Consider the following 12,806-nt stretch of genomic DNA (forward strand, 5'->3'; position numbering starts at 1 on the left):
TAGCTGCCTTTAAAAGGCAGCTATTTTTAACCAATTAAAATTTGATTTTCCTGCCAAAGGTTGGTCAAGTTTGTATCCGCGAGCCGCTGATGCGTCTCTTTTACGCTAAGCCAGCGATGCTTGTTAAAAACAAAGCGAGTTTCAGGAAGTTCAGTCCATATTTCCTGTACAGACTGGACATTTAACAGAACAAAGTTTGCTTCGTTTCCTTCTTCCACTCCATACTTTTCTTTTCCAATCAGCCGGGCTGGTATACTTGTAATCATTCGGAGCAACTGCCGCTGATCATCCCGACTTCCCATATGTGCAGCATAGGCAGTTAGTAACCCTACTTGCAGCAAGTCTGCTTTTCCAAACGGATGAAAGGGGTCGTTCACGTTATCAGATGCAGTAGCAATCGGAATCGCTGCTTTTTGTATGTCGCGAATACGCGTTACGCCTCGTCTTACAATTCCTTTATCTTCTCTTCCCTGTAAATATAAATTAGAAGCAGGTAATGTGACAACTCCAATTTTCGCCTGTTTCAAAAGGTTTAAGATTTCTTTCACTTTTGCATCAGTCATTCCTGCAAGCGAACAAAGATGCCCCACTACCACTTTTCCTTCCATATTTAATTCAATTGTTCTATGAGCAATATTAATTATCGTATCAACAGATGGATCATCGCTTTCATCAACATGTAAGTCAAGAGGTTTATTATAGGCTTGAGCCAGCGAAAACAGAGCATCAATCTCTTTTTCTGGATTTCCAGCTAAATGAGGACAGCCTCCAATCGCATCAATTTCAAGGTCGAATGCTCGTTCAATTTTAGTCATCTTATGCATATCATCAATGTCTAAGTTAGAGAATAGCGGAACAACCTGCACATCCATATACGGGCTTAATTCATCTCTCACTTCGACAGCCGCTTGTAAACTTCGAAATAAGCTATCTTCTTCCATGCTGCAGTCAAAATCAATATGCGTTCGAATCGTAGTCGTACCGTTAGCTAATGCCTGCAAAGCAGTTTTAAACATTCGCTGCTTAATTTCTTCTTCTGGAAATGTCGGCAGGCTGCTGCTGTAATTTTTAATGGCTTCTTGAAGAGTTCCAGATAGATTGGGCACTTGAGGAAGCGAATGAGCTTTGTCTAAATGCATATGCATATCTACAAATCCTGGTAATAGCACACGACCCTGTGCATCAAGTGACGTTTCTTTTCCTAACACGGCTGCGTGTAGCGGAAAAAACTCGTCACCTTCAAGATAACCGTTTTGTAAAACGATAGAAGTATACATTCCATTTGAAATTTTCACTTCAAAAAGAGCGTGATCGTGCATAATTGGCAAGCGAACATTAATTAAGTGAAGCAATATAATTCCCTCCTCAATTTTTCAACTTCTTCATTTTTCATAGACCGCTTTATCTTCTCTATTATTTATTGTTTAAAGCATTAATTCGCCAAATTTCGCAAATCACCTTCTCTTTAAAGGCCTTTATTTACAGAGAAAAAAGCGAGAACAAAAAAAGGAGCAGCGTCCCCACGCTGCTCATCAAAGAAAAAATGCTAGAAAATAGATAGAATGTACTTCCCATGGTTAAATGAGGGCTTACAGATAAAGCTTCAGTGAGTGATTTCATGCTTTACATCGCTATTCTCCCCAGAAAGCAATGCAGATACAAACAAGAAATTTTCATTACTCGCTTATACTGTAAATAGACACATAAGAAAAAGCCCAAACAAAGGCAGGTCTCTCAAATACAATGAGCAAAAACCTACCCGCCTGGGCTTTTATCCCTTCGGTGTCATATCCACTTCCTTTCAAAAGTGAATATGTGAATCGCTTGGACCAAACTTTCTACTAACGTAAAAATGGGAACCTAGATTCACTTTTTACTCATAGTCCTATCATTTACGGTGATAAGGTAGAAACGTCTGAGCCATATTCTCAAACATATATGAGTGAACCGTATTTAGCTTTTTCTTGTCTACAAATATACTATAGGTCTCTCTATAAGTCAACTATAAACGAATAATCTTTTTAATAAAATTATATATAGTTCGCCTTTTACAAAAGTTTACTTTTTTAAAAAGTTTGTTAAACTATCTAACACAGTAGTTGCATCTTCTTATAATCCTGCTTATACTTCGAACTACTTACATTATCTATAAAGGTCTTCGCTCTGTTGAAGACAAAAAGCGATCTAGGGTTCCGTTTAACACATGTTAAAGGCTGGTCCGAGAGAGAGCGTACGGAACGGTCCGTATACACGGAAGGATAAAAGCCTGGGAGAATGACATCATTCTCCCAGGCTTTTCTTTTTTACTAGTATAAAATAGAGGAAAGAAGGGATTTGTATGAACAACCAACCAGCGTTAAGTAAATCGCTAAAGGTATATCAAATTGTATTTTTGGGTCTTGCCTGGATGACTCCGATGATTTTCTTTACAGTTTACGGAGTAGCCTACGATGCGGCTGGAGGGCAAATGGTCCTTGCTTATTTACTTGCTTTTTTAGCTATCTTTTTTACCGCATATAGCTATAGCCGAATGGTAAAAGCATATCCAATAGCGGGATCTGCTTATACGTATACGAAAAAAGCTATACATCCTCGCCTTGGCTTTTTAGTAGGCTGGGCACTTCTTTTAGACTATATTTTCTCCCCTATTATCGCTATTTTAACATTTGGTATTTTTATGCATACGGAATTTCCTTCTATTCCTGTATACGTATGGGTCATTGTCATGAACATTATCTTAGCTTTAGTCAATATTGTTGGTATTAAATCTGTCGCTCGTATAAGCGGCATCTCTGTTGTAGTTCAGATTCTATTTATAAGTTTGTTTTGTTTATTTATCATCAAAGATATTGCAACAGGTCAAGCTAGTTCTTCTACTCTTTTTTCACTTCATCCTTTTTTGGCTTCAGATGTACCGTTTACGACTATCTTTTCTGGAGCTGCGCTCATTTGCTTTTGCTTTTTAGGATTTGATGCCGTGACAACAATGGCGGAAGAAACGATTCAACCGGAAAGGACCATTCCAAAAGCCATTTTTCTTATTGTTTGTATTGCAGCTGTTATGTACATCGCTATTTCGTATTTTACACAGATTGCCTATCCGGGATTCACATTTACTAATCCTGATAATGCTGCCTACACCCTTGTAAAATTAGTGGGCGGAAATCTTTTAAGCAGTCTATTTATTACGGTCTTAATTATCGCAACCTTTACTCAAGGAGTTTCTTCAGTCACAAGCGTGACTCGCTTTTTATATGCTTTAGGCCGTGAATCCGTGCTGCCTCAGAAGGTATTTTCATATATTCATCCAACGTTTAAAACGCCCGTGGTGAATATCTTGCTTGTTACCGCTTTTTCGTTTTTGGGAATGTTTATTGATTTAAACACAGCCGTTACTTTTGTCAGTTTCGGTGCCTTAACCGCTTTTACATTTGTTAATCTATCAGTCATTGCCCATTTTTATATTAAGTTAAAGAAACGATCGTTTACTGAAACAATACTTTATTTAATCTTCCCTTTGATAGGAGCGGCATTTATCGGATGGCTGCTCACACTGTTAAACAAAGACACTCTTTTGATTGGTGTCGCCTGGCTTACGGTTGGATTTCTCTATTTATTTGTAAAATCTCGACTATCGGCTCCTTTTGTAAAGAGAGATCATTCAAAAGTGACGGTCCCTGAAAAATAAACTGAAAAATCAGTTTTTGTGTCAGGTATTCTAACAAACTGCTTGTCAACTTATTTTCAAACATACTATACTACGATTAATCGAAAGCCACAAATGGATAAAGGTTCTTACAGATGTTAAGAACAAAAAAGCTGTCTAGGGTTCCGTTTAACATACGTTAAAGACTGGTCCGAGAGAGAGCGATATGGCGCTATGCTGTATAACACGGAAGGATAAAAGCCTGGGAGACTACTCTCCCAAGCTTTTATCCTTTTTTTATTCTAAGGAGGTTATTTTATGAGTTATATCTGGAAGCACACCATCCCAGCGGGCGGAAAATGGTCAGGACGAATTGGGAGAGGAAAATCAGTGACGTTTACCGCACAAGAATCCGGTGCAAACGCATCCCTACTATTGTACAACGCTTATGATTTAACGGAACGATACAACATGCCTGATACCTTAAAAGCTCAGCATACTGCTCATTTAACAAAAGGACACGTTCTGATGAGTGACAACGGCAGAGCATTTGCAAGCATCACTGCTGACACCACCGGCTGGCATGATACCATTTCAGGCTATACTACGCGCAGCTTAACTCATCAAAAATACGGTGCATCTACTTATCAAGAATCCCGAAACGCATGGAGAAGGAATGGCGAAGAAAACTTCTCAATGGAGCTTCTGCGCAACGGTTTAACAACACGGGATTTAGTCCCTAATCTTAACTTATTTTCAAAAGTATACTGCGACGAAGAAGGCAATATGAATTTTGTTTCTTCTCATTGTAAAAAAGGAGATTTTATTACGCTTAGAACAGAAATGGATTTGCTTTTTGTACTGTCTAATACCCCTAACCCTTTAGACCCAAGTAAAACGTATCCTTCTGTTCCGATTGAAATAACCGTAGATGAAGCAGCTCCTGTAAGCTCAGACGACTACTGTTTAAATTTTAGACCTGAAAATAAACGAGCGTTTGAAAACACATGGTCTTATGACCTATTGCTTGGAAATAAAACATTATCAACGATTTAAAAATGAAGGAGGCTTCTATAATGGCTGTATTTAATCGAGTGGAAAGTAGCAGAAAAATAGAGAACGCAATTTATGATGAAACGGTACTGGCTGGGGATGGCTGGATGCACGAACTTAAACCAGGACAAACGCTTAGAATAATAGATGTAAAAGGAAATCAAGCAGCGGATACGTTATTCTTTGATGCAGAAAATCCAGAAGATCATTACAGTGCAGTATCTACGATTGCTAATCAAGGAAATATTTATTTATCCACCGGCACGGTGCTGCTCTCTCAATCTGGAAAAGAACTAGTCAAAATTGTAGCTGACACGTGCGGACGCCACGATACTTTAGGGGGAGCTTGTTCGGCACAAAGCAACACCGTACGTTATGCACATGACACGCTTCCGATGCATAACTGCCGAGATACATTTATGCTACAGCTATCAAAATATGATAGTCGCTACACCAAAAGAGATTTAGCACCGAACGTAAACTTTTTTATGAATGTACCTGTGACGCCAAGCGGCGGATTAACGTTTAATGACGGAGTGTCTGCACCTGGATACTATGTAGAAATGGAAGCGATCAATCCTACACTTGTATTGATCAGCAACTGCCCTCAGCTTAATAATCCGTGCAACGATTATAACCCTACCCCTATTCGCTTAGTTATTTGGGATTCATTATAAAAAGGAGTGTTCATCTATGTTTACAAAAGTATTAATTGCGAACCGAGGAGCAATTGCCGTTAGAATTGAGCGAACATTACGACATTTTGGAGTGAAATCTGTGGCTGTTTATACAGAAGCTGATCAAGACAGCCTGCACGTTGATGAAGCAGATGAAGCCATTTTAATTGGCAGCGGCCCGGTCAAAGAAAGTTATTTAAACGAAGACCTTATTCTGGATATCGCAAAGAAAACAGGAGCGGAAGCTATTCATCCAGGCTACGGTTTTTTAAGCGAAAACGCGGAATTTGCTCGTCGCTGTCGAGCTGAAGGAATTGTATTTATTGGTCCTACACCTCAGCAAATGGAAATATTCGGATTGAAACATTCAGCTCGGGAAATTGCGCAAAAAGCGGACGTGCCTTTGCTTCCTGGTACACCTCTTATTACAGATGTATCAGAAGCTGTACGTGCTGCTGAAGAGATTGGCTATCCCGTTATGTTAAAAAGTACAGCTGGCGGCGGCGGAATTGGAATGCGTGTTTGCCAGGATGAAAAAGCGCTTCAAGCCGCTTTTGACTCAGTTTGCCATTTAGCACAAACAAACTTTAAAAACAGCGGTGTTTTTTTAGAGAAATACATTCAAAAAGCTCGCCATGTGGAAGTTCAAATCTTCGGGAATTCTTTTGGAGAAGTAGTGGCTTTAGGAGAACGCGACTGCTCTATTCAGCGAAGAAATCAAAAAGTAATTGAAGAAAGTCCAGCTCCAAACTTCCCTTCATATATACGGGAAAATATGCTGCAAGCAGCTACTCGACTAGCTAAAGAAGTGGGATACCGAAGTGCAGGAACAGTAGAATTTTTATATGACGCCGAAGCGGAGAAGTTTTATTTTTTAGAAGTAAATACTCGTCTTCAAGTAGAACACGGCGTTACAGAAGAAGTGTTAAACATCGATTTAGTAGAATGGATGCTTAAAGAAGCATGCGATGAGCTGGTAAACCTTCCTTCTTTGCTTCCTGTTCCTTCAGGTCACAGTATCCAAGCGCGTATTTATGCCGAAGATTGCTTAAATGATTTTCGTCCAAGCGGCGGGCAAATCGACCAAGCCATTTTCTCTAAAAGTGCTCGAGTTGAAACATGGATGCGAGACGGCATTACTGTAACATCACTTTATGATCCTATGCTCGCTAAAATTATCGTTCATGGAAAAACACGAGAAGAAGCTCTTCTAAAATTGAGCGCTGCTTTAAAAGAGACAAGATTATACGGCGTTACTACTAATCTTCAATACTTGCAGGGACTGTTAGAAGAAAAAGCGTGTAAAACAGGCGATGTGTATACTCAAATGCTTAACTCATATACTCCGAGCGAACAAGCAATTGAAGTATTAGACGGCGGCGTTCAGTCCACTGTTCAAGATTACCCGGGACGCACCGGGCACTGGAATGTAGGAGTTCCACCGTGCGGTCCAATGGATCCTTTTGCTTTTCGCATAGGAAACAAACTTCTCGGAAATTCACCGGATGCCCCGGGAATTGAAATGACTCTCCGAGGCGGCTCTTATAAATTTAGAGCCAATGTATCTTTTTGTATTACAGGTGCCAACATGCAGGCTACATTAGACGGCGCTGAAATTCCCATGTATAAAACCATTCAAGCAAAGCCAGGGCAAATTCTTTCATTTGGTGAAGCAACCGAAGGAATGCGCACGTATTTACTGATTGGCGGCGGACTTGATATGCCTAAAATATTAGGCAGTTCTTCTACTTTTACACTAGGAAGTTTCGGAGGACACGGCGGAAGAGCACTTCGCACGGGAGATGTACTGCGTGTTTCTGACTACGCTCACGTTGAAAATGAACTTGCTCTTTCCTACCAGCCAACCATGTCTAAAGAATGGACAATCGGAGTGATTCCCGGCCCTCATTGTACAGAAGAGTTTTTGCAGCCAGAGTACTTGCAGCAGCTAACAAATACAAAATGGGAAGTTCATTTTAACAGCTCTAGAACAGGCGTTAGGTTAATAGGTCCCGCTCCTTTTTGGACGCGTGAAGATGGAGGAGAAGCCGGTTTGCACCCATCAAATATTCATGATAATGCCTATGCCATCGGCACCTTAGACTTAACTGGAGATATGCCTATTTTACTTGGCCCAGACGGCCCGAGCCTCGGGGGCTTTGTTTGCCCTGTTACGACTGCTTCAGCAGAGTTTTGGAAAATAGGACAGCTTCACCCCGGAGATAAAATTTCGTTTAAATTAATTGATCTTGAACAAGCTGAAAAACTCAAATGTACGCAGGAAGACTTTTTACAGCGTATCGGAACATCTGCATCACTTCCTGTGTTTACAAATCCAGTAGCACAGCCGCTCAAAAGCGATTATCCGCTGCTGATTAACGAAACGGAAAATAGACGCTTCCCATTTTCCGTCCGCTGCTCAGGCGATGCAAATATACTTGTGGAGTACGGAGAAATGGAGCTGGATCTGCTGCTTCGCTTCCAAGTGCATGCTTTAATGGAAGCTATTCAAAAGCGTAAGGATTTACCAGTTCTAGATTTAACGCCTGGTATCCGTTCTCTTCAAATTCATATTGATGCAACAAAGATGTCTATTCTTGAACTTTGCCAGCACATTTCAGCTATAGATCGCGCACTTCCTCCTCTTGAAGAAATGGAAGTTCCCTCTCGTATTGTAAAACTTCCACTTTCATGGGATGATCCTGCGACTCAATTAGCTATTGAACGCTATCAGCAAAACGTTCGCCCAGATGCTCCCTGGTGTCCAAGCAATCTAGAGTTTATTCGCCGAGTAAACGGTCTGGATCACATTGAAGATGTGAAACGAGTTGTATTTGACGCTAATTATCTTGTAATGGGGCTTGGAGATGTATATTTAGGCGCACCTGTTGCTACGCCTCTAGACCCTCGTCACCGTTTAGTTACAACGAAATATAATCCCGCTCGTACATGGACACCTGAAAATGCTGTTGGTATTGGCGGTGCGTATATGTGCGTATACGGAATGGAAGGTCCTGGCGGCTATCAATTTGTGGGACGCACGATTCAAATGTGGAACCGACTTCGTCAAACGGAAAGTTTTGAAGCAGGAAAACCGTGGCTTCTTCGTTTCTTTGATCAAATTCAATTTTACCCAGTAGAAGCAGATGAGCTTTTAAAACTGCGCGAAGATTTTCTTCGCGGGAGATTTGAAGCAGATATTACGGAGACAACGTTTAAACTTAGAGAATATTTAGATTTTCTTTCATCTATTGAAGAAAGCACGGCTGCTTTTCGTCACACCCAGCAGGCTGCTTTTCAAACAGAACGAGAAGATTGGAAAGCACTTGGCTTAGCTGAGTACGTCTCTGAACATGAAACGGCTGAAATTACGGAACAAGAACTGCCCGAAGGTACGGAAGCCGCGCGCTGTACAATGCCGGGAAGCGTATGGAAAGTTCTTGTTGAAGAAGGACAAAAAGTTGAAAAAGGCGATACATTAATTATCGAAGAAAGTATGAAAATGGAGTTTCCACAGCTAGCACCTATGGATGGATATATCAGTTCTATTCATGTAAAACCCGGCGATGAAGTACAAGCTGGACAGCTGATTGCCGGTATAAAAGCCTTTGCTCCAATTACTCATTAAGGACGGTGGATACAATGAAAACAGTGAGCTTGCCTAAAACATTTTCGGTTCAATGGTTACGTGATATGTATATCAAAAAAGAATTAACTCCGGAAGATGTAGTACATCAAATTCTTACGCGTGTAGAAGCTGATAAAGACATGAACATTTGGATTACCCCTCCTACACTCTGTGAGTTAAAACCTTATCTCGATCGCTTAGCTACCCTAAGCCCTGAAGCGTTACCTTTATGGGGAATTCCATTCGCCGTTAAAGATAATATTGATATAGCACATGTACCAACGACAGCCGGATGTAAAGAATATACGTATATCCCTTCTGCACATGCTACGGTTGTTCAACGTCTTATCGATGCAGGTGCTATTCCTCTTGGAAAGACCAACTTGGACCAATTTGCTACAGGGCTGGTCGGTACACGAAGCCCTTACGGCGAAACGCACAATGCGTTAAAGTCCGAGCTCATTAGCGGCGGATCGAGCTCAGGGTCAGCTGTATCCGTAGCTCGCGGGCATGCTGCTTTTTCTTTAGGCACCGATACAGCAGGTTCAGGGCGCGTCCCAGCCGGTTTAAACCGTTTAATTGGCTATAAACCTTCTCTCGGAGCGTGGCCATCTGCAGGTGTAGTTCCGGCGTGTAAAAGCTTAGACTGCGTCACTGCTTTTGCTCATGAATGGAGTGACGTACTGCTTGTAGATTCTATTATTAGAGGAGTAGACGATCAAGATCCATGGTCACGCTCTGTTGTTCGGGCTTCTTCGGCTCTCCCTGAAAAAATTTGTATGGTAAAAGAACCGCTCTCATTTTACGGACCGTTTGCTGAGCAGTACGAGGAAGCTTGGAAGCAAGCAGTGAAAAAGATTGAAGGTTTATCTATTCCCATTGAATACATTGACGGCTCGTATTTAAGCGAAGCAGCTGCTTTATTGTATGACGGCCCATACGTAGCGGAGCGCTGGGCTGACTTAGGAGAATTTATTACTTCTCATGAAGAAACAGCATTTCCTGTAACCGAGCAAGTCCTTCGTTCAGGAGCTAAATCAGAATATGATGCTGCTGCTTTATTTCAAGCTTCACATAAGCTTCAATCCTTTAAACATAAAGCATATCATCAGCTTAAAAATGCTGTTCTTGTTATGCCGACAGCAGGCGGAACGTGGACGCGGGAACAAGTAAGAGAAAATCCAATTGAAACAAACAGTGACATGGGGCGTTTTACAAACCATTGTAACTTGCTCGACTTATGCGCTGTCTCTCTTCCATCTCAAGATGCATATTTTGATTTACCGTTTGGCATTTCATTTTTCTCTACATTTGACGGCGAACAATTCATTTGCGGGCTTAGCGAAGTGTTTTTAAATGGTGAACGAACGGTTGATTCAAGAAAAGATACAACCTTAGTAGCTGTTTGCGGTTTGCATATGCGCGGGTTTCCACTTGAATTTCAAATGCGTGAACACGGAGCTTCATTCGTACGAAAAGACCAAACCGCTCCTTATTACCAGCTTTTTAAACTGCCTACTTCTCCAGCAAAACCGGGGCTGCTGCGAACGCATCAACAAGGAGAAAAAATTGAAGTTGAACTTTGGGAAATGCCCTTATCACTACTCGGCTCTTTTGCCGATTCTATCCCTTCTCCTCTTGGACTAGGCAAAATCACTCTCGAAGACGGCAGTGAAGTAGCGGGTTTTCTTTGTGAAGCTCATGCGACAGAAGATGCGGAGGATATTACGTCTTATAGAAGCTGGCGGGCTGTTTATAGTTGAATAAAAGAGCTGCCTCTAAGTCAGGGTTTCGACTTAGAGGCGGCTCTTTTGAGTTATAAAAACCTTACTATAAAAGCGCTCTTATTTTAAGGAATCACTTATTTGGTCCGGTCTTTTTTATGTACTTTTTCTCTTTTTCATCCACCAGCCTGCACCAACTATCACTCCGATTATAAGAATAACAAATATTAAACGGTCTACATCATGCAAATATTTTTGGATTTTTTCAATATCTCCAAGTCCTCCTACATAGAGCAAAAAAACAAACCATGGAAAAATACCTAATGTGCTGTATAAAACAAAGTCCTTAGATTTAATTTTACTAAGGCCTGCCAAATAGGTTATATAGTTTGCGATACTGATGGGCCGAGAAATCGTAATACTCCATTTTCCATACTTATGAAACCACTTTTGGGCACGCTTTATATTTTTTTCACCAAACCAGCGCTTGGTAATAGATTCAAACCTGTATCCCATCACGAACGGAATATAGTTGAATGCGATATAAATAACGGTATTGACAGCTGAAACCATAAGGATTTTCCATATTGAGAGCTGCAGAACCGAGCCAATGAGCAAAATCGATAACGTACACGGAAAAGGAATTGCCGCAGCTTCGATTGCTGTAGCAATAAAGATGCCCACTATGCCTAAGTTTTGTACAAAATCAATAAACCCTTGCACCTTTTTTCTCCTTTCAATCATACAAATTTCACGTTCTTTCATCATAACTCAAACTATTCAAAATTTCACGATTTCAAAGCAATTTTACTAGTAAAAAAAGCTTATACGCACCCGTTTGCTATATTTGATTATCTTCTATCATATGCAGTTCATAAGTGAAGTAACGCAAAAAAAGAAAATAGCAGAAAAAAAACTCTTTTATTAGTTGTAATAAAAGAGTCTTTTCTGTCCTGCTATTTATTTAACTTTAGCAATAATTTTCCCTTTCACATGGCGTTTTGAAAGCTCTTCTAATGCACTTGGCACTTCTTTTAACGAGATGATGCGCTCAATCATCGGAGCTACTTTCTTCTCTGCTACTAATGCTAAAAGCTCATCTCCCATTTTTGCTAAATCCGCTTGCGCCATCATGTCATCAATGTGGTGTGCAGCATTTAAAGCTACTTCATGATAAGAAATCACCTTTGTAAAAGGCTTTACTTTTGTATAATCAGGTGCACCAGCAATATGTGCTAAATGTCCTCTATAGGCAATCATATCTAAAGAATCCGTTGCGTTCTTTGCGCTCACCGTATCAAGCACAGCATCTACGCCGCGACCATTTGTCAGCTCCAATACTTTTTCTACGACGTTTTCCTCGCGATAATCCATTACATAATCAGCTCCTAACGACTTCACATACTCATGATTATGTGCTGAAGCTGTTGAGAAAACGGTTTTTCCAGCGTTTTTAGCAAGCTGCACGCCAAAGCCCCCTACGCCTCCAGCTCCTCCGTGAATTAAGATGGTTTGAATATGGTTCATTGGAAGTTTACGAAATAGTGCTTCATACGCCGTGTAACCTGCCGTAGGCAATGCAGCAGCTTCTTCAAATGTAACAGCATCAGGAATGCGCGAAATTGAATGAGCAGTTGTGACCGCATACTCAGCATATCCGCCTTTTTTCATAAAGTCCCCGTGATAGACAACGCGGTCTCCTTTTTTCCAGTCAACTACTCCTTCTCCAACTTCATCAATTGTCCCAGCTACATCCAAACCTAGAATGTGAGGATATGTCCAATGAGGATTTCCATTAGTAGCCGTTTTATAATCCACTGGATTAAGTCCCACTGCGTGAACTTCAACTACTACTTCTCCTTTATTTGGAAGAGGTTTTTCTATTTCTTCTACTTTCATTTCTGTCCATTTATTTTTATCTTGCAATAATAATGCTTTCACAGTCTAACTCTCCTTTTTAAATCATTTGCTTAGCGTTACTTTTATTATTTTATCTAAAAATGATTTGCTTACTATTTTTATTTTAAAGAGAGCTTGTCTATAATACAAATTAGAAAATAAATAGATATCCATAAATA

Annotated in this window: 8 protein-coding genes and 3 riboswitches; of the genes, 5 read left to right on the forward strand and 3 right to left on the reverse strand. The window is 40.6% G+C overall.

Features of this window, described 5'->3' with window-relative positions; translation table 11 throughout:
- Positions 1–26: 26 nt before the first annotated feature.
- Complete coding sequence (locus ACXAE4_RS22890) at positions 27–1,352, reverse strand: amidohydrolase family protein (protein ID WP_258524431.1); 1,326 nt, start codon at positions 1,350–1,352, stop codon at positions 27–29.
- A 508-nt stretch (positions 1,353–1,860) separates the two neighbouring features.
- A riboswitch (purine riboswitch) is annotated at positions 1,861–1,962 on the reverse strand.
- A 211-nt stretch (positions 1,963–2,173) separates the two neighbouring features.
- Positions 2,174–2,275: riboswitch (guanidine-I (ykkC/yxkD leader) on the forward strand.
- Positions 2,276–2,338: 63 nt separating this feature from the next.
- On the opposite strand from ACXAE4_RS22890, the gene ACXAE4_RS22895 reads away from it, so the two are divergent.
- From ACXAE4_RS22895 to atzF, 5 genes are all read left to right on the forward strand, one after another.
- Positions 2,339–3,688 carry an APC family permease gene (locus tag ACXAE4_RS22895; RefSeq protein ID WP_049163081.1) on the forward strand — a complete coding sequence of 450 codons (1,350 nt, stop codon included), beginning with the start codon at positions 2,339–2,341 and terminating at the stop codon, positions 3,686–3,688.
- A gap of 124 nt (positions 3,689–3,812) precedes the next feature.
- A riboswitch (guanidine-I (ykkC/yxkD leader) is annotated at positions 3,813–3,917 on the forward strand.
- A 47-nt stretch (positions 3,918–3,964) separates the two neighbouring features.
- Positions 3,965–4,702: an urea amidolyase associated protein UAAP1 gene (locus tag ACXAE4_RS22900; RefSeq protein ID WP_154989493.1), complete on the forward strand. Its 738-nt coding sequence runs from the start codon at positions 3,965–3,967 to the stop codon at positions 4,700–4,702.
- A 20-nt stretch (positions 4,703–4,722) separates the two neighbouring features.
- Entirely contained in the window at positions 4,723–5,376 is a 654-nt protein-coding gene (locus ACXAE4_RS22905; protein WP_047751562.1) for an urea amidolyase associated protein UAAP2, read from the forward strand.
- 16 nt (positions 5,377–5,392) lie between these two features.
- Positions 5,393–9,004, forward strand: a complete 3,612-nt coding sequence (uca, locus tag ACXAE4_RS22910; RefSeq protein WP_475236994.1) for an urea carboxylase — start codon at positions 5,393–5,395, stop codon at positions 9,002–9,004.
- A 14-nt stretch (positions 9,005–9,018) separates the two neighbouring features.
- On the forward strand, positions 9,019–10,767 hold the full coding sequence (gene atzF, locus ACXAE4_RS22915) for an allophanate hydrolase (protein ID WP_475236996.1): 1,749 nt from the start codon (positions 9,019–9,021) through the stop codon (positions 10,765–10,767).
- A 117-nt stretch (positions 10,768–10,884) separates the two neighbouring features.
- On the opposite strand, the gene ACXAE4_RS22920 is transcribed toward atzF, so the two are convergent.
- Positions 10,885–11,451 carry a DedA family protein gene (locus ACXAE4_RS22920; RefSeq protein WP_223546326.1) on the reverse strand — a complete coding sequence of 189 codons (567 nt, stop codon included), beginning with the start codon at positions 11,449–11,451 and terminating at the stop codon, positions 10,885–10,887.
- Positions 11,452–11,688: 237 nt separating this feature from the next.
- The gene (locus ACXAE4_RS22925) at positions 11,689–12,669 is read right to left on the reverse strand and encodes a zinc-binding dehydrogenase (RefSeq protein WP_154989500.1); all 981 of its coding nucleotides are present in this window, start codon (positions 12,667–12,669) and stop codon (positions 11,689–11,691) included.
- Between the last annotated feature and the right edge of the window lie 137 nt (positions 12,670–12,806).

Source organism: Priestia sp. ABM2_011 (assembly GCF_056158845.1).

Coding starts and splice junctions, on each gene's coding strand:
- ACXAE4_RS22895 (WP_049163081.1), top strand. CDS start 2,339: ATGAACAACCAACCAGCGTTAAGTAAATCGCTAAAGGTATATCAAATT.
- ACXAE4_RS22900 (WP_154989493.1), top strand. CDS start 3,965: ATGAGTTATATCTGGAAGCACACCATCCCAGCGGGCGGAAAATGGTCA.
- ACXAE4_RS22905 (WP_047751562.1), top strand. CDS start 4,723: ATGGCTGTATTTAATCGAGTGGAAAGTAGCAGAAAAATAGAGAACGCA.
- uca (WP_475236994.1), top strand. CDS start 5,393: ATGTTTACAAAAGTATTAATTGCGAACCGAGGAGCAATTGCCGTTAGA.
- atzF (WP_475236996.1), top strand. CDS start 9,019: ATGAAAACAGTGAGCTTGCCTAAAACATTTTCGGTTCAATGGTTACGT.